At 68.0% G+C, this 16,720-nt stretch carries 18 protein-coding genes; 12 read left to right on the top strand and 6 right to left on the bottom strand.

What is annotated here, in order from left to right:
* Nucleotides 1-101 precede the first annotated feature (101 nt).
* The 4 genes from ACNAYW_RS17495 to ACNAYW_RS17480 are packed head-to-tail and all read left to right on the top strand — an operon-like array spanning nt 102 to nt 3,623.
* Nucleotides 102-1,439 (top strand): ABC transporter substrate-binding protein/permease, encoded by a 1,338-nt coding sequence (locus ACNAYW_RS17495; protein WP_415850979.1) that lies wholly within the window; start codon nt 102-104, stop codon nt 1,437-1,439.
* Complete coding sequence (locus ACNAYW_RS17490; RefSeq protein WP_415850938.1) at nt 1,436-2,191, top strand: amino acid ABC transporter ATP-binding protein; 756 nt, start codon at nt 1,436-1,438, stop codon at nt 2,189-2,191. Before ACNAYW_RS17495 ends, ACNAYW_RS17490 begins: the two co-directional genes overlap by 4 nt.
* Nucleotides 2,192-2,232: 41 nt before the next feature.
* Entirely contained in the window at nt 2,233-2,787 is a 555-nt protein-coding gene (locus ACNAYW_RS17485) for an MSMEG_1061 family FMN-dependent PPOX-type flavoprotein (RefSeq protein WP_415850937.1), read from the top strand.
* A gap of 5 nt (nt 2,788-2,792) precedes the next feature.
* Nucleotides 2,793-3,623, top strand: coding sequence for a PhzF family phenazine biosynthesis protein (locus ACNAYW_RS17480; RefSeq protein ID WP_415850936.1), 831 nt, complete (start codon nt 2,793-2,795; stop codon nt 3,621-3,623).
* 6 nt (nt 3,624-3,629) lie between these two features.
* Here ACNAYW_RS17480 and ACNAYW_RS17475 read toward each other — a convergent pair whose 3' ends face one another.
* The 3 genes from ACNAYW_RS17475 to ACNAYW_RS17465 all read right to left on the bottom strand — a co-directional run bounded on the left by ACNAYW_RS17475 (nt 3,630) and on the right by ACNAYW_RS17465 (nt 6,249).
* On the bottom strand, nt 3,630-3,785 hold the full coding sequence (locus ACNAYW_RS17475) for a hypothetical protein (RefSeq protein ID WP_415850935.1): 156 nt from the start codon (nt 3,783-3,785) through the stop codon (nt 3,630-3,632).
* A 77-nt stretch (nt 3,786-3,862) separates the two neighbouring features.
* Nucleotides 3,863-5,017 carry an N-acetylglucosamine-6-phosphate deacetylase gene (locus ACNAYW_RS17470; protein ID WP_415850934.1) on the bottom strand — a complete coding sequence of 385 codons (1,155 nt, stop codon included), beginning with the start codon at nt 5,015-5,017 and terminating at the stop codon, nt 3,863-3,865.
* Nucleotides 5,014-6,249 carry a PTS transporter subunit EIIC gene (locus ACNAYW_RS17465; RefSeq protein ID WP_415850933.1) on the bottom strand — a complete coding sequence of 412 codons (1,236 nt, stop codon included), beginning with the start codon at nt 6,247-6,249 and terminating at the stop codon, nt 5,014-5,016. The genes ACNAYW_RS17470 and ACNAYW_RS17465 overlap by 4 nt, the downstream gene beginning before the upstream one ends.
* 105 nt (nt 6,250-6,354) lie before the next feature.
* Here ACNAYW_RS17465 and ACNAYW_RS17460 point away from each other — a divergent pair, with 105 nt between their 5' ends.
* The 4 genes from ACNAYW_RS17460 (at nt 6,355) to ACNAYW_RS17445 (ending at nt 9,298) form a co-directional block, all read left to right on the top strand.
* Entirely contained in the window at nt 6,355-6,582 is a 228-nt protein-coding gene (locus tag ACNAYW_RS17460; protein ID WP_068524062.1) for a PTS transporter subunit EIIB, read from the top strand.
* Nucleotides 6,579-7,034 carry a PTS sugar transporter subunit IIA gene (locus ACNAYW_RS17455; protein ID WP_415850932.1) on the top strand — a complete coding sequence of 152 codons (456 nt, stop codon included), beginning with the start codon at nt 6,579-6,581 and terminating at the stop codon, nt 7,032-7,034. The genes ACNAYW_RS17460 and ACNAYW_RS17455 overlap by 4 nt, the downstream gene beginning before the upstream one ends.
* Before the next feature lie 159 nt (nt 7,035-7,193).
* Nucleotides 7,194-8,468, top strand: a complete 1,275-nt coding sequence (locus ACNAYW_RS17450) for a DUF445 domain-containing protein (RefSeq protein ID WP_415850931.1) — start codon at nt 7,194-7,196, stop codon at nt 8,466-8,468.
* Nucleotides 8,465-9,298 carry an Abi-alpha family protein gene (locus ACNAYW_RS17445; RefSeq protein WP_415850930.1) on the top strand — a complete coding sequence of 278 codons (834 nt, stop codon included), beginning with the start codon at nt 8,465-8,467 and terminating at the stop codon, nt 9,296-9,298. The genes ACNAYW_RS17450 and ACNAYW_RS17445 overlap by 4 nt, the downstream gene beginning before the upstream one ends.
* Here ACNAYW_RS17445 and ACNAYW_RS17440 read toward each other — a convergent pair.
* Together ACNAYW_RS17440 and ACNAYW_RS17435 are read right to left on the bottom strand one after the other, a co-directional pair.
* Nucleotides 9,295-10,020, bottom strand: a complete 726-nt coding sequence (locus tag ACNAYW_RS17440; RefSeq protein ID WP_415850929.1) for a GntR family transcriptional regulator — start codon at nt 10,018-10,020, stop codon at nt 9,295-9,297. The two genes, ACNAYW_RS17445 and ACNAYW_RS17440, sit on opposite strands and share 4 nt — an antisense overlap.
* Nucleotides 10,021-10,056: 36 nt before the next feature.
* The gene (locus tag ACNAYW_RS17435) at nt 10,057-10,650 is read right to left on the bottom strand and encodes an alpha-ketoglutarate-dependent dioxygenase AlkB (protein WP_415850928.1); all 594 of its coding nucleotides are present in this window, start codon (nt 10,648-10,650) and stop codon (nt 10,057-10,059) included.
* A gap of 60 nt (nt 10,651-10,710) precedes the next feature.
* Between ACNAYW_RS17435 and ACNAYW_RS17430 the strand changes: the two genes are divergently transcribed.
* The 3 genes from ACNAYW_RS17430 to ACNAYW_RS17420 all read left to right on the top strand — a co-directional run bounded on the left by ACNAYW_RS17430 (nt 10,711) and on the right by ACNAYW_RS17420 (nt 14,161).
* Nucleotides 10,711-11,697, top strand: a complete 987-nt coding sequence (locus ACNAYW_RS17430) for an LLM class F420-dependent oxidoreductase (protein WP_415850927.1) — start codon at nt 10,711-10,713, stop codon at nt 11,695-11,697.
* A 311-nt stretch (nt 11,698-12,008) separates the two neighbouring features.
* Entirely contained in the window at nt 12,009-13,238 is a 1,230-nt protein-coding gene (locus ACNAYW_RS17425; RefSeq protein WP_415850926.1) for an AAA family ATPase, read from the top strand.
* Nucleotides 13,235-14,161 carry a hypothetical protein gene (locus ACNAYW_RS17420; protein ID WP_415850925.1) on the top strand — a complete coding sequence of 309 codons (927 nt, stop codon included), beginning with the start codon at nt 13,235-13,237 and terminating at the stop codon, nt 14,159-14,161. Before ACNAYW_RS17425 ends, ACNAYW_RS17420 begins: the two co-directional genes overlap by 4 nt.
* Nucleotides 14,162-14,174: 13 nt before the next feature.
* Here the strand turns inward: ACNAYW_RS17420 and ACNAYW_RS17415 are convergent, their stop codons facing one another.
* Nucleotides 14,175-15,335, bottom strand: coding sequence for a pyridoxal phosphate-dependent aminotransferase (locus ACNAYW_RS17415; RefSeq protein WP_415850924.1), 1,161 nt, complete (start codon nt 15,333-15,335; stop codon nt 14,175-14,177).
* 37 nt (nt 15,336-15,372) lie between these two features.
* Between ACNAYW_RS17415 and ACNAYW_RS17410 the strand changes: the two genes are divergently transcribed.
* Nucleotides 15,373-16,680, top strand: coding sequence for a phytoene desaturase family protein (locus tag ACNAYW_RS17410; protein WP_415850923.1), 1,308 nt, complete (start codon nt 15,373-15,375; stop codon nt 16,678-16,680).
* Nucleotides 16,681-16,720 lie beyond the last annotated feature (40 nt).

Below are 16,720 nucleotides of genomic sequence, written 5' to 3'. Positions count from 1 at the left end.
GCCCCGTGACCGCCGCGCGCCGCGTGCTGTTCCTGCTGCTCGCGATGGTGGTGATCGCCGGTCCGCTGCCGGTGCACGCCGACCNGGCGCCGGCGGGTGGGGTGCTGCGGGTGGGCACGGAGGGCGTGTACCAGGTGTACAGCTACCACGACGACGCCGGGAAGCTCACCGGCTACGACGTCGAGATGATCAGCGCCATCGCCGAGAAGGTCGGCATGCGTGTGGAATTCGTGGAGACGCCGTGGGACTCGATGTTCTCGGCGTTGGAGTCGAACCGGCTGGACCTGGTGGCGAACCAGGTCGAGGCCAACCCCGCGCGCGCCGCCAAGTACGACCTGTCCGACTCGTACAGCACCGCCAGCGGGTCGGTCCTGGTCCGCAAGGACGACGATTCCGTGCGCTCCCTCGACGACATCCGGGGCAAGCTCGCCGCTCAGAGCTCCACGAGCAGCTGGTCCGGCGTCGCCGAGAAGGCGGGCGCGCGGATCGAGCCGGTCGCGGGGTTCACCGAGGCGGCGACGCTGCTCGCGCAGAGCCGGGTGGACGTGGTGGTCAACGACACCGGCGTGATCCGCAACTACATCGCCGTCAATCCCGGTGCGCCGGTGAAGATCGCCGCCGAGACGCCCGACAAGTCCGAGTCGGTGTTCGCCGCCCGGAAGGGGTCCGGGCTCATGCCCGCGATCAACCGCGGCCTCACCGAGATCCGGTCCGACGGCACCGCCGAGCGGATCGCGCAGAAGTACTTCGGCGCCGACAGCGCCGCACCGAAGCGGTCCACCACCTGGGACCTGGTGCGGCGCAGCCTGGTCCCGCTGCTCCAGGCCATGGTCACGAAGACCCTGCCGCTCACCGCGATCAGCTTCGTGATCGGGCTGGTGATCGCTCTCGTCGTCGCGCTCGCGCGGATGTCGGCCCGGCGCCCGCTCCGAGCGCTGGCGACCGCCTACATGTCGATCATCCGCGGCACGCCGCTGCTCGTGCAGCTGGTCATCATCTTCTACGGCCTGCCCGCTCTCGGCCTGGTCTTCGATCCGTTCTTCGCGGCGGTGATCGCCTTCTCGCTCAACGTGGGCGGCTACGCGGCGGAGATCATCCGCGCCGCGATCGGCGCGGTCCCGAAGGGGCAGTGGGAGGCGGCCACCACGATCGGCATGGACTACGGCACCTCGCTCCGCCGGATCATCCTGCCGCAGGCGGCCCGCACCGCCACGCCGCCGCTGGCGAACACGCTGCTCTCGCTGGTCAAGGACACCTCCCTGGCGTCGACCATCCTCGTGACCGAGACCTTCCGGCAGGCGCAGATCCTGGCCGCCCCCACGTTCGACTTCTTCACCATGTACGTGGTGGCCGCCTGCTACTACTGGGTGATCTGCCAGGTGCTCAGCGTCTTCCAGTCGAGACTCGAGGACCGATTCGAAAGGTACGTGGCGCGATGACCGACCTGATCTCGGTACACGGCCTCACCAAGTCCTTCGGCGACGTGGAAGTCCTGCGCGGCATCGACTTCGCCGTCCCCGAGGGCACGGTCACCGTCATCATCGGGCCGTCCGGATCGGGGAAGACGACGGTGCTCCGCGCGCTCAACGCGCTCGAACTGCCCGACGGGGGCACCGTCACCGTCGGCGATGCGACGGTGGACTTCGGTGCCGGCGCGCCGGGGAAGGCGGCGCTGCAGCGCTATCGCGCGCAGAGCGCGATGGTCTTCCAGGCGCACAACCTGTTCCCGCACCGGACGGCCCTGGGGAACGTGACCGAGGGACCGATCGTGGTGCAGAAGCGGCCCGCGGCCGAGGTGGAGGCGGAGGCCCGGGAACTGCTCGCCCGCGTCGGCCTGGCCGATCACGCCGACAAGTACCCGCACCAGCTCTCGGGCGGGCAGCAGCAGCGGGTGGGGATCGCCCGGGCGCTGGCCCTGCGGCCGCGGGCCGTGCTGTTCGACGAGCCGACCTCGGCGCTCGACCCCGAGCTGGTCGGCGACGTGCTGACCGTGATGCGCGACCTGGCGACCGAGGGCCGCACGATGGTGGTGGTGACCCACGAGATGGCCTTCGCCCGCGAGGTCGCCGACCAGGTGCTGTTCGTCGACCGGGGAACGGTTCTCGAGGCGGGGCGCCCCGCCGACGTGATCGGCGCCCCGCAGCACGCGCGCACCCGCGAGTTCCTCGACCGCATCCTGCGCCCGCTGTAGCGCGGTGTCGGCGGCGGACGAGGAGCGCCTATCGTGATGCCATGAACCACGTCCGTACGCGGGTCACGACCGAGGCGCAGCTGCGCGAGCTGATCGCGGAGCCGATCGACCGTGTGCGCGACAAGGTGCGCCCCGAGCTCGCGGACGTGCACCGCAGTTTCCTGGCGGCATCGCGGCTGTACTTCGTCGCGACCGCGGACGGCGCCGGGAACCTCGACGTCTCGCCCAAGGGCGACCCGGAGGGCGCGGTGCTGGTGCTCGACGAGCGCACCGTCGCCCTCCCCGACCGCCCGGGCAACCGGCGCCTCGACGGGCTGAAGAACCTCCTGCAGAACCCGCACATCGCGATCGAGTTCGTCGTTCCCGGCCGCGGTGACACGCTGCGGATCAACGGCACCGCCACGGTGCTCGCCGACGCGGAGTACGCGCCGCGGATGGCGGCGCAGGGCAAGCTGCCGGTGATGATCACCGAGGTCGCGATCGAGGAGGTCTTCTTCCACTGCAGCAAGGCCTTCCTGCGCGCGCAGGCATGGGACCCGTCGACCTGGCCGTCCGCGGACGACGATCACGGCGTGCCGCTCAGTGCGCTTTACTGAGGAACATGCACCGCTTCCGACAGGTCGACGTCTTCTCCTCCGAGCCGCTGCTCGGCAACCCGGTGGCGGTGGTGCACGACGCCGACGACCTCACCGCCGAGCAGATGGCGGCCTTCGCGCGCTGGACCAACCTCAGCGAGACCACCTTCCTGCTGCGGCCCACGGATCCCGCGGCGGACTACCGGCTGCGCATCTTCACGCCCGGCGGCGAACTGCCCTTCGCCGGGCACCCGACGCTCGGCAGCGCGCACGCCTGGCTGGAGGACGGCGGCGTCCCGGCGTCGGAGGGCGAGGTGGTGCAGGAGTGCGGCGCCGGCCTGGTGCGCCTGCGCCGCGGCGACGAACTCGCCTTCGCGGCACCGCCGCTGCGCCGGAGCGGCCCGGCGGACGCGGACACGGTGCGCCGGATCGCCGCGGGACTGCGCGTCCCGGCCACCGAGATCCTCGCCGCCGCATGGGTGGACAACGGCCCCGGCTGGGTGGCGGCGCGGTTGCGCGACGCCGACGCCGTGCTGGCGTTGCGGCCGGACTTCCCGGCGATGGGGGACCTGAAGATCGGGGTCGTCGGCCCGTACCCCGCGGGCGGCGACGCCGACGTCGAGGTGCGTGCCTTCTGCCCGGACCTCGCCGTGCCCGAGGACCCGGTGACCGGCTCGCTCAACGCCGGGATCGCCCAGTGGCTGATCGGTTCCGGCGAGCTGCCGGACCGCTACACCGCCTCCCAGGGCACCGCCCTCGGCCGCCGCGGGCGCGTCCACGTCGAGCGGGACGGCGACGCGATCTGGATCGGCGGCGCCACGAGCACGACGATCCGCGGCGACCTCTCCGTGTCCTGAGCCTCGTCAGTCCTCGAACGCCGAGGCGATGCCGTACGTCGCCGCCCCGGCGCGCAGCCGGGCGTCGAAGGTCGGCACGGACACCGCCACGGACACCGCGACGGTCCCGTCCTCGGCCGCGTCCACCGCGGTGAGGATCACCGCGGCGTCGGGGAGTTTCACGCGTGCGCGGTGCCGGATCGTCGCGAGGCGGGGTGCAACAGTGGTCGGAAAGCCGCGGCGGTCCGGTATCGAAGGTGTTACACCTGCTCGCCGCCGCGCAACACCCGCAGCAGCTCCAGCTCGGGGGAGAGCTCCAGCAGGTCGGCGCGCAGGCCGGCGGAGAGCTCCCCGCGGTCCTTCAGGCCCAGCAACCGGGCGGGGGTGGTGGCGCCGGCGCGCGCGGCGTCGGCGAGCGGCACCCCCGAGTGCCGGACGGCGCGCACCGCCACGTCGAGCACCGACGAGGTGCCGCCGGCGATGGCGCCCGGCGTCCCGTCGGGCGTGGTCAGGCGCGCGACGCCGCCGCCGACGGTGACGTCCAGCGGCCCCAGCGAGTACTGGCCGTCGGGCATGCCGGCGGCCTGCATGGCGTCGGAGACGAGCGCGACGTGGTCCGGCCCGACGGTCGCGAAGACCATCGCGACCGTGCCCGCGGCGAGGTGCACCCCGTCGCCGATGATCTCCGCGACGGCGCGGCCCTCACCCGCGACCTTCAGGGCCGCGCCCACGGCGCCGGGGTGCCGGTGGTGCATCGGGTGCATGCCGTTGAACAGGTGCGTGATGCTCACCGGGCCGTCCGGGGTGCCGAGCGCCTGGGCGACGGTGTCGTAGTCGCCCGCGGTGTGCCCGACGGAGACGACCGCGCCGGCCGCCGACAGCTGTCGCGCGAGCTCGGCGAAGTACGCCGTCTCGGCGGCGACCGTCATCGACCGGATCCGGCCGCCCGCGGCGTCGAGGAGCGTCGCCAGCAGCGCCGGGTCGCCGTCGATGATGTACCGCGGGTCCTGCGCGCCGCACACCTCCTGCGCGAGGAAGGGCCCCTCGAGGTGCAGGCCCGCGACGGTGCCGTCGTCGACCAGCGGGGCGAGCATCGCGATCCGTTCCAGCAGCTTCTCCGGCGCGGCCGACACCAGGGAGGCCAGCAGCGTCGTGGTGCCGCGGCCCAGGTGGTGCGCGGCGGCCGCGCGGGCACCGTCGGCGTCGGAGTCGGGGAAGCCGAAGCCCCCGCCCCCGTGGCAGTGCACGTCGATCATGCCGGGGAGGTACACGCGGTCCGACGGTGCCGGCACCGTCGCCGCGGGGAAGGCGGAGGCAGGCCCGACCTCGGCGATGAGGCCGTCGGCGAGCACGACGACACCGTCGTCGATCGCCCCGGAGGGCGTGACGACGGTGCCGCGCAGGAGCTCGCTCAAGCCGTGGCCTCCGCTTCCAAGTCCTCGTCCTCGCGACCGGGGGTCTTGAGGTTGCGCCGTTTGATGATGAAGCTGAACGAGAAGTAGTAGATCACGGCGTAGACGAGGCCCATCGGGATGAGCCACAGCGGGTTCGTCGCCTTACCGAAGTTGAGCACGTAGTCGATCGCGCCCGCGGAGAACGTGAAGCCGTGGTGGATGTCGAGCCAGTTCGCGATGAGCAGGGAACTGCCGGTCAGCAGCGCGTGCACGAGCAGCAGCGGCCAGGCGACGAAGATGAACGAGAACTCGAGCGGCTCGGTGATGCCGGTGAGGAAGCTGGTCAGCGCGACCGAGAGCATGATGCCGCCGACGGTCTTGCGGTTCTCGGGCTTGGCGCAGCGGTAGATCGCGAACGCCGCGGCGGGCAGGCCGAACATCATGATGGGGAAGAAGCCGGTCATGAACGTGCCGGCGGTCGGGTCGCCCTGCAGGAAGCGGGAGATGTCGCCGTGCACGATCTCGCCCGACGCCGTCCGGTAGTCGCCCAGGATGAACCAGACGACCGAGTTGATGATGTGGTGCAGGCCGAGCGGGAGCAGGAGCCGGTTGACGGTGCCGAACACGCCGCCGCCCACGACCGAGTGCTCCGCGACCCAGTTGCCGAGGCCGGTGAGCGCCCAGTTGAACAGGGGGTACACGAAGGACATGATCACGCCCACGACGATCGCGCCGGACGCGGTGAGGATCGGGACCAGGCGACGCCCGGAGAAGAAGCCGATGTAGTCGGGCAGCTTGGTCTTGTAGTACCGCTGCCACAGCACCGCCGACATGATGCCGATGACGATGCCGCCGAGGACGCCGAAGTCGACCACCGCCGGGTCGCCCGCCTTGTCGACCTTGCCCTCGAGCACGACCGGCGACATGGCCTTCTCGACCGCCTGGAAGGAGAGGTATCCGACGAGCGCCGCGAGCGCGGTGGAGCCGTCGGCCTTCTTCGCCCAGCCGATCGCGATGCCCACCGCGAACAGGATCGGCAGGTTCGAGATGAGGGCGTTGCCCGCGCCGCCGATCACCGCCGCGACGGTCTTCATGGAGTCGAACCTGCCGAGGAGATCGTCCTGGCCGAGGCGCAGCAGGAGACCCGCCGCGGGCAGCACCGCGATGGGCAGCATGAGGCTGCGGCCGAGTTTCTGGAGACCGCTCAGATCGAGCCGTCGTGCTGATATACCGGATCCGGATGAGGAACTCATTTTTCGCTCCTGTCGAGGGACGAGTCCACTAGGGTGACGACAGGTTATAACCAGTTCGGTCCGGCGCGAGCCGGTTTCCCCGAACCTCTCCGAAAGGCGGCAGGCATGTCGAAGGCGCAGGACATCGTGAACGGACTCGGCGGGGCCGACAACATCGAAGAGGTGGAGGGCTGCATCACCCGCCTCCGCTGCGAGGTCAAGGACACCGGCCTCGTCGACCAGGCCGCCCTGAAGAAGCTCTCGCACGGCGTGATGGTCGCCGGTTCGGCCGTGCAGGTCGTCGTCGGGCCGACCGCCGACGCGCTCGCCGAGGAAGTGCAGGACCTCCTGTGACCGACGTGCTGGCCCCGGTCGCCGGGCGGCTCGTGCCGCTCTCGGCCGTGCCGGATCAGGTGTTCGCGGGGGAGATGGTGGGATCGGGAGTGGCTATCGAGCCGTCCGTCCCCGCCGACGGTGCCGAGGCCGTCGTCGTCGCGCCCGTGGCCGGCACGGTGCTGAAGCTGCATCCGCACGCCGCGATCGTCCTCGCGGACGGCGGCGTCGGCGTTCTGGTGCATGTCGGGATCGACACCGTGAACCTGAATGGCGAGGGCTTCACGTTGCTGGCCACGGAGAAGTCGAAAGTGGCCGCTGGGGATCCGCTGATCTCCTTCTCTCCGCAGGGGATTCGCGATCGTGGGTTGAGTGCGATCTGCCCCGTGGTGGTGATGGATTCCCAACCCGGGTCCATTGCGAATCTTGAAGAACGCGATGTGGCGGCGGGGGATTGGATCTTTACTGTGTGAACGACGCGTCGCCCCGGCGTGTTCGTCTGGTCACAGTGATCGAATGGAGGCGTAATCCTCTCACGATCTTGAGTACCGTGAGCGCGAATGTTGTCGGTTGGGGAAAGGTGGATGGCCTGTGGTGAGCTCGACGGGACGCCTCGGTGAGGGAGGCGTGCGATGGATGCGAGCCTGATCCAGCACCTCATCACCGTTCCGCTGTTCACCGGCATCATCGGTTACATCACCAACTGGACCGGCATCCTGATGCTGTTCGAGCCGAAGAAGTTCTACGGCGTCAAGGTCCCCGGGATGGCGACCCTGTACCGCTTGTTGCCGCGCCGGGTCCAGGTGATCCCCGCCATCCAGCCCGACGGTCGCGTCGGCTGGCAGGGCATCGTGCCCTCGCGCGCGGAGAAGATGGCGAGCATCGCCGTCGACAAATCGCTCAACAAAGTGGGCAGCATCGCCGAGTTCTACGAGGTGATGGATCCGGAGCACGTCTCCGAGGTGCTCACCCGGGCGTCGCTGCCGATGATCCCGTCGATCGTCGAATCCGTGATGCAGCGGGAGAATCCCCGCCTGTGGTACTCGCTGCCCGAGGACGTCAAACTGCTGGTCTACCGCCGCGTCTCCGCGTCGCTGCCGAAGGACGTCCGCAAGATCACGTCGACCATCGGTGAGAACATCGACGACTACATCGACGCGAAGCTCATGGTGATCCGCTACCTGACGAACAACCCGTCGGTGCTCAAGGACATCTTCTACAACATGGGCCGCAAGGAGCTGAAGTTCATGCAGAACTTCGGCTTCTACTTCGGCTTCCCGATGGGCTTCCTGCTGGTCGCCCTGCTGCACTTCTTCCCGTACTGGTGGCTGCTGCCGCTGGGCGGGATCGTCATCGGCTACGTGGTCAACTACATCGGCATCCTCATGATCTTCGAGCCGATCCATCCCACCTGGTGGGTGCCGTGGAAGCAGGGACTGTTCCTCAAGCGCAAGAAGGAGATCGCCGAGCAGTACGCCATCGTGATGGCGGACAAGGTGATCACCATCGAGAACATCTGCGATGAGCTCCTGCACGGCCCGCGGTCCGACCGGACGCGCGCCACCGTCGAGTCGGTGCTGCGCGACTCCATCGACAACGCCGCCGGCTGGGCCCGTGGCTTCGTCAAGCTGTCCGTCGGCTCCGAGGCCTACGACCGGGTGCCGCAGCTGGTCGGCGCCGAGGCGCTCAAGGTCGCGCAGGCCACGGTCAGCGAGCCGAAGTTCGTCGCCGAGCAGCAGACCAAGGTCCGCGAGTTCGTCGTCGAACGGATGAGCAAGCTCAGCCCGGAGGACCTCAGCGAGCTCCTCCGCTCGGCGATCAAGCAGGACGAGTGGCTGCTGTTCCTGCACGGCGCGGTGCTCGGTTCCTTCGCCGGGTTCCTCCATCTAGCGATATTCGGGGTGTGACAGACGTGAGTGAGAAGTCCCGTTCCTCTGCGCCGTCCGGCGACGAGGGTGCCGACGAGAACCGCGAGCTCGCGGTACGCGACGGGGACCAGGTCGTCGCGGCGGACAAGCAGGAGCCCGGCGGGCTCCTCGGCCGCCTCGGCAGGGTGTCGAACTCGGCGTTCAGCGTGACCCGGGAGCTCGGCGGTTCCGCGCAGCGCCTCACCCAGCAGTTCGTGAGCGAGGCCGGCCATCTCGTGGACGTCGCGCTCACCACGGAGGTCGCGCCGCGCATCGTCGTGCACGGCGAGGTCGTCGAGGATCAGCCCGAGCAGGCCGCCCCCGAGCCCGTCGCCACTGCGGAGGAGCTTCGCCGCAAGGGCGATCGCCTCCTCGCGCAGTCCGCCGAGCCCGCCGGCGCGCAGGCGCCGCACCCGGCGTACGAGCACATCCTCGACGAGCTGAGCCCGGACGAGGCCCGCATTCTGCGGCTCCTCGTCACCGACGGTGCCCAGCCCGCCATCGACGTCCGTACGAACCGCCCCTTCGGGGTGGGCGCCGAGACCGTGGCCGCCGGCGTGTCGATGATCCCCGAGGTCGCGGGCTGCCGGAACCCGGACCGGATCGCCGAGTACCTCGGAAACCTGCACCGCCTCGGCCTGATCTGGTTCTCCAAGGAGCAGGTGGACGTGCGGCGCTACGAGCTGCTCCAGGTGCAGCCGCAGGTGATCGATGCGATCAGCGGCGCGGGCCGGTACGCGAAGACGGTCCGCCGCCGGATCGAGATCACCCCGTTCGGCCGCGCCTTCTACAGCACCTGCTTCTCGCCGTCGTCGGGCTTCTCGAACTAGCCGACGTCGGCGTTCTCGGTGACCGTCATCTGCACCTGGTACCGGTCGGAGCGGTACCAGGAGTAGCTGTGCTCGACGCGCGCGGCGCCGGAGAACGCCACCCGGTCGAAGGCGAGGATCGGCGCTCCGGAGGGCACGCCGAGCAGGCGTGCCAGTTCACCGTCGGCGGAGATGGCGCCGATGGACTGCTCGGCCCGGTCGATGGGCTGCCCGTACTCGGTGCGCAGGAGCGTGTAGATGGACTGCGTCAGGTCGTGCGCGTCGAGGTCGGGCGCGATCGCGTGCGGGTACCAGGCGTCGTCGATGGAGATCGGCACGCCGTCGGCGAGCCGCAGCCGCTTGACGTGGTACGCCCTGTCGGCCGCGCGGATCTGGAGGGCCGAGGTGGTCGACGGTGGCGGCACCCGCAGTTCGGTCTGCAGGACGACGGTCGACGGGTTGCGGCCGAGCCGGCGCATGTCCTCGTGGAAGGAGGCGAGGTGCAGTCGCGACCGCGCGGGTCGGTCGGCCACGAACGTGCCCTTGCCGCGGATCCGCACGAGCGTGCCCTCCGCGACGAGTTGCCGCAGCGCCTCGCGCACGGTGATCCGGGAGACGCCGTACTCCTCGCACAGCTGCCGCTCGCTGGGCAGCGCGGCGCCGGGTACGAGATCGTCCAGGCAGCGCTGCTCGAGAAGCGCCCGGAGTTGCTCGTGCTTCGGAATCGGGCCGTCCGAGATCATTAGCTCATCTTGTCACACCAGGTCATGACCAGTGGGCTATCTGACGCCGGAGGCGCGGAACTGCACGCTGATTCGCGGCCCGGCGTGCGACACCTTGGGCACCGCATGCTCCCACGTGCGCTGCGCGGAGCCGCCCATCGCGAGCAGGTCGCCGTGGCCCACCGTCAGCTTGGTGGACGCGCCGCCCCCGCGCGGACGCAGCAGGAACGGGCGGGTGGCGCCGAGGGAGACGATGGCGACGATCGTGTCGTGCGTGGCGCCGCGGCCGATGGTGTCGCCGTGCCAGGCCACCGAATCGGCGCCGTCGCGGTACAGGCAGAGCCCTACCGACGTGAACGGCTCGCGCAGGTCGTCCCAGTACAGGTCCGTGAGCTCGGCCATCGCCGCGGTCAGCGACGGGTGCGGGAGCGCGGCGCCGTCCCCGTAGTAGCGCAGGAGCCGGGGGACGGGCAGCGTCCGCTCGTACATGCGCCGCCGCTCCTCGACCCACGGCACATCGCGCTGCAGCGCGAGGAACAGCTCGTCCGCGTCGGACTGCCATCCGGCGCGCACGTCGAGCCACGCACCGCCGGACAGCTCCCGGCGATGCGGGGCCAGCGGTGCGGCATCGTCGAACAGCGAATCCTGCATCGCCCGCGACGATACGACGACCGACTGACACGTTCCGCGCGACCTCCGTAGGGTTGAGGGGTGCGATTCGGACTCTTCCTCCCGCAAGGCTGGCGCTTCGACCTCGTCGGCATCGACCCGGCGGACCACTGGTCCGTCATGAACGGCCTGGCGCAGCGCGCCGACACCGGCCCGTGGGACTCGGTGTGGGTGTACGACCACTTCCACACCACCCCGGTCCCGAGCCGTGAGGCCACCCACGAGGCGTGGACGCTGATGTCGGCCCTCGCCGTGACCACGAGCCGGGTGAAGCTCGGCCAGATGTGCACGGCCATGAGCTACCGCAACCCCGCCTACCTGGCGAAGGTCGCCGCCACCGTCGACCTGATCTCCGGCGGCCGCACGCAGGTGGGCATCGGCGGCGGCTGGTACGAGCACGAATGGCGGGCGTACGGCTACGGCTTCCCGTCGGCGGGGGAGCGGCTCGGCCGCCTCGACGAGGGCATCCAGATCCTGCGGCAGGCGTGGACCGAGGGCTCGGCCACGCTCGACGGGAAGTACTACCAGGTCGACGGTGCCATCTGCGAGCCCCGGCCACTCCAGGCCGGCGGCATCCCGCTGTGGGTCGCGGGCGGCGGCGAGAAGAAGACGCTGCGGATCGCGGCCCAGTACGCGCAGTACACCAACTTCGACGGCACCTTCGAGGGCTTCGCCCACAAGTCCGAGGTGCTGCGGAAGCACTGCGCGGACGTGGGTACCGACTTCGATGCCATCACCCGTTCCGCCAACTACAACATCACGATCGGCGAGGCCGCCCGCGACGTGCAGACCCGCCTGGACGAGACCCGCAACCGGCTGCTCGAGCACGTGCCGGAGGCGGCTGTCGACGCCGAGATGGGCGCCTACCTCGGCATGCCGGGCGTGGGCACCCCGGGCGACATCGTGGCGAACCTCAAGCGCCTCGAGGCCGAGGGCATGACGTACGCGATCTGCTACTTCCCCGAGATCGCTTATGACACCTCGGGACTCGAGCTGTTCGAGCGCGAGGTGATCCCCGCGTTCAGTTAGATGGAGGGGAGTTGCTCCGGCCCGTGTTCATGGGTCGGCGTTAATGGACCGGCGCGACGAACCTCGTCCGACGTGACTACTGCTGATCCGGAAGTCGCCACTATCGGGAGTGGCCAGCAAAGAGCAGCTGAGCGAAGACGGATAGCTTCGTAGCTCGGTCAAATCCGTCACTAGCTGCCGCGCTGGCAGAAATGTGGCCACCGGAACCATATGCCCGATATTGAATCGGGCCCACCATCTGGTTATCGCGAGCTATCATTCTCGCGTGTGAGCGTTCCGCAAGGTTCGCTATATAACCTTAGGGGGAGGAATTGGCCTACATTGCCAGCTTTGCTATTGAAGGTTTGTCGGGCAGGCCTGACATCCTGGAATACGATCTGGAGCCTGATGTAAACATCTTTTGGGGCCTGAACGGCTCTGGCAAGACTTCTCTGTTGAGCATTTTAGACGGGGCCCTATCGAACCAGGCTGCACACCTGAAGGATACACCGTTCAGGTCAGCATCGGTGGTACTAGTGTTCAGGTCAAGCCTATTGAAACGCGACATTGTCATTCGCAGATCACTCGTGAAGAAGATGGCTATGGCGATAGAGGATGGCGAAATCGAGTCAACCTCCGAGATGGTTGAGATTGGCGACGGCATATGGACTGAAGTAACGCATTCTGCGCCAGATGAGTGGGTTACGGAGATCGTTTCCGGTGTGGAACCGGGAGATCAACAGCCGAAGATAAACAAGCTGGCTCATGTGTTTCTCCCGATCTCACGATTCAGCGGATCGACTCGCGGCGGTACGCCCTTGTCGTGGGGGAGAAGTCGCGAACGTGAGTTCGACGACGAAACGTTATCTGCGATGTTTGAGCAGCGTGTGAAGGATCGGTGGCAGCGATATAATTCTTTGTCTTCATCGAGAATTCGAGCGGTGCAACAGGAGGGTCTCGCGACAATTCTTGCCCTGGTGTTCGGGGGATCGACAGGAAGTGATATTGCGGTCCCTAGTGACCAGTCAGGTGAGGCAGCTCATGGTGCTGTAACCCAGTTTCTGAAGGAGCAGGGAATCACCCTCAAGGTTGGTGTTGAAGATTTTCTTCGCCGCTACGATAAGCAGCCTGAACTTCAAGAAGTTGTTGCAAAGATTGCTGAGGTAGCGGAAGAAATCGAGGCCATTATGAGGCCGCAGCTTGAATTTCAACAGGCCATTGACCGATTTTATGTCGGGGATAAACATTTAGAGTTGAATGATAGGCCAAGTCTATCATCACGAGCTGCGTCGCTGGACATCCGATTCGGCGACGAGAGGGTCCCTCTGAAATCGCTTTCATCCGGTGAGAAGCAGATGTTGCAGCTTCTACTGGAAGTCCTTGCAGCAGGACGTAATGCAGTGATAATCGATGAACCCGAGCTTTCGATGCATGTTGACTGGCAACTCAAGCTTGTGAAATCGATGATGACAATCAATCCTGGTTGCCAGCTGATTCTGGCTACTCATTCCCCGGAGATTATGGCAGAAATTGAGGATCGCACAGTGCGGGAGCTAGTGTGAGCAGCCCCAAGTTGGCGCGAGAGGTTAGTGCTTTTGTGCGGCGCGTACAGATGAGCAGAGAAACATCGCTGTTTGTTATCGTAGAGGGGCGCGCCAGCGATCGCCCATTCTATGAGAGGATTCTCAGGTGCTCGCCGAAGCTGGCGGGGAAGTTCCAGATAGTGCTCGCGGAGCAGGTCTCGATTAGTGGCGTGTGCGCAGGAGGAAAGCCCGCAGCGTTGAAACTCTTCCAGCATCTGGACGAGAGAGGCTCATTGCGGCAAGCCAACGCGTCGGGCGATCGCACGATAGTCTTTATGTTGGATCGAGATCTGGATCATGTCCAGGGAGTTGCAGAGACTTCGCCAAATGTGATCTATACTCGATCTTCTGATGTCGAGTCTGAGATTATTATCAATGCGGACCTAATAGAGAGCACGGCGCTGTCGTATGGGGTGACGATAGAGGATATCGGATTCCCGGAACGCATTTTGAATGCGCCTCGATGGATCGCTTCGGAATGGGAAGAGTGGATTCTTCTGGGTATTCTTGCGGGTCGCGCGAAGGCGAGAATCGGCGGTAGGTTTCGCGGTATTCCGAAGTTGCTCGATGGGCCGAATTCGGAACTCGATATGGACGCAGTTGAGAAGGTGAAAAATGAGCTAATTCGAGCTATTGGTCCTGCGGGAGTTAGGCAGTACGAGGAGGTGAGAACTTCTCTCGATGGAATTTTCAGCTCAGGGAGCTACTGGTTGCTGGTAAAAGGGCGTTGGATGTATGAAGTCATTGACCGATTGGTTTCGGAGACTTTGAGAGTGCCGTTTCAAAAACCGAGCCATGCGCAGTTTTTCACAGCGTGTTTGGGTACTGTCCACTTCTGTGGAGAAAGTGATTGGGTTCGCCACTATCATGGAAAATTGTCAGGTCTGGGGATTGCGGTCTGAGGCCAAGCTGGAATCAGTTGTGTAGACCGCGGAGCCGCTTTGCGCCCTCGGCGAGCACGTGCTCGCGCTTGGCGAAAGCGAAGCGCAGCAGGTGCCCCCAGCGCTGCTGGTCGTCGGCGAGCGCGCTCACCGGGACCGCCGCGACGCCGATCCGCGCGGGCATCTCCCGGCACAGCGCGCCGGCGTCCTCGAAGCCGAGGCCGCGGGCGTCGGCGACGACGAAGTAGGTGCCCTCCGAGGGGTGCACCGTGAACCCGGTGTCGCGCAGGGCGGCGGTGAGCAGGTCGCGGTTGTCCTGCAGTGCGGGCGCGAGCTTCTCGAGCCAGGAGGACTCGTTGTCCAGGGCGTGCGCGACCGCGTGCTGCAACGGTGTCGCGCCGGTGAAGGTGAGCCACTGCTTCGCGGAGCGGCAGGCGTCGGCCAGCTCGCGCGGCGCGGTGATCCAGCCGACCTTCCACCCCGTGACGTTGAAGGTCTTGGCCGCGCCCGAGATCCGGACGGTGCGCTCCCGCATCCCGTCGAAGGCCGCGAGCGGGCGGTGCACCCGGCCGTCGAAGAGTAGGTACTCGTACACCTCATCGGTGAAGCACAGCAGGTCCCGTTCGACGCACACGTCGGCGATCAGCTGCAGATCCGCGTCCGAGAGCACGGTGCCCGTCGGGTTGTGCGGCGAGTTCACGATGATCGCCGCCGTCCGCTCGGTGACCGCGGCGCGCAGCAGGTCGGGGTCGAGGGTGTACCGCCCGCCGTCCTCGACGAGCGGCACGACGACGCGGCGCGCACCGGCCATCGCGACCGTCGCGGCGTACGAGTCGTAGAAGGGCTCGATCAGGATCACCTCGCGGCCGGGCTCGACGAGGCCCAGCACGGCGGCCGCGATCCCCTCGGAGGCGCCCACGGTGACCAGCACCTCGCCGTCGGGGTCGTAGTGCAGGCCGTAGTCGCGCTCCACCTGCGCGGAGACGGCGCGACGCAGCTCGGGCAGGCCGTCGCCCGGCGGGTACTGGTTGAGACCGCCGTCGATGGCGTCCTTCGCGACCTGTAGCATGCCCGCCGGCCCGTCGGTGTCCGGGAAGCCCTGCCCCAGGTTGACGGCGCCGGTCTCGGCGGCGAGCGCCGAGATCTCCGCGAAGATCGTCGACGTGAAGGGCTGGAGGCGTCCGACGGTGCGCATGTCCTCACGGTAACCCCGGCGTGGCTAGTGTGGGGGCATGACCTCCGCCGTCGTCGTCGGATCCGGCCCGAACGGGCTCACCGCCGCTGCGCGCCTGGCCCGCGCGGGCCTCGACGTGACGGTGCTCGAAGCGGAGCCCACCGTCGGCGGCGCCTGCCGCTCGGACGAGGTGCGGGGGACCGTGGTGGACCGGTTCTCGACGGGGCATCCCCTCGCGTACGCTTCGCCCGCCCTGCGCGACGTGGGCGTCGAGATCGACTGGGGCACGGCGGAGATCGACGTGGCGCATCCGCTGTCGGCGGACCCTGCCGATGCCGTCGGCACCCTCGCCGACGTGCCGGACTGCGGACCCGAGGTCATGCCGGTCTTCTTCGGCCCGATGACGGACGTACCGCGGCACCCCGTGGTCGCGACCCGCTGGGGCCCGCGGTTCCTGCTGCCGGCGGCGGTCACCGCCGCCGCGCTCGGGCGGACCGGCGGCGCCGTCTTCGCCGGGGTCGCAGCACATTCCATCTCACCACAGCACCTGCCGATGACCTCGTCGATCGGGTACCTGCTCTCCGGCGTGCGGCCGTGGCCAGTGCCGATCGGCGGCTCCCAGCAGATATCGGATGCGCTCGTGCGCATCGTCGAGGCGCACGGCGGGAACATTCGGACCGGGGAGCGGGTGGCCACCCTGCCCGACGCCGACCTGGTGGTGCTCGACACCGGCCTGCCCGCGGCGCGAGACCTGCTCGGCGATCGTGCTCCCGGATGGCTGCGGCGCCGCGCCCGGCAGTGGCGGTTCGGGCCGGCGGCCTTCAAGGTAGATCTGGTGCTCGACGGCGGGATCCCCTGGGTGCACGAGGAACTCCGACGGTCCGCCTTCGTCCACCTGGGCGGCACGGCGCGGGAGATCGCGCGCAAGGAGCTCATGGTGAACCGGGGACGGATGCCCGAGCGGCCCGTGATCATCCTGTCGCAGCAGTACCTCGCCGATCCGTCGCGGTGTGCCGGTTCGCTCGTGCCGGTGTCCATGTACGCGCACTGCCCCAACGGTTTCCCCGGCGACCTCACCGAGTCGATCATCGCGGAGATCGAGCGGCACGCGCCCGGGGTGCGGGATCGGATCGCCCTGACGCGGTCCGTCGGGCCCGCGGGACTGCAGGCCGTGAACGCCAATCTCGTCGGCGGTGACATCGCCGCCGGCGCCGCCGTCCCCGCGCAGCTGGTGCGACGCCCGAAGCTGGTGGACCCGTACCGCCTCACCGACCGGGTGTTCCTCTGCTCCTCCGCCGCCGGCGCGCCCGGCGTGCACGGCATGGTCGGCTGGCACGCCGCGGAATCCGCGCTGCGATCGCTCTAGTTCGCTATGTCGGCGGGCTCTCCAGCGTCGTCGCGNCGGC

The sequence above is a fragment of the Tsukamurella ocularis genome, assembly GCF_965138335.1.
Lineage (GTDB): Bacteria > Actinomycetota > Actinomycetes > Mycobacteriales > Mycobacteriaceae > Tsukamurella > Tsukamurella ocularis_A.
This window is presented reverse-complemented; position numbering and strand designations above follow the sequence as displayed.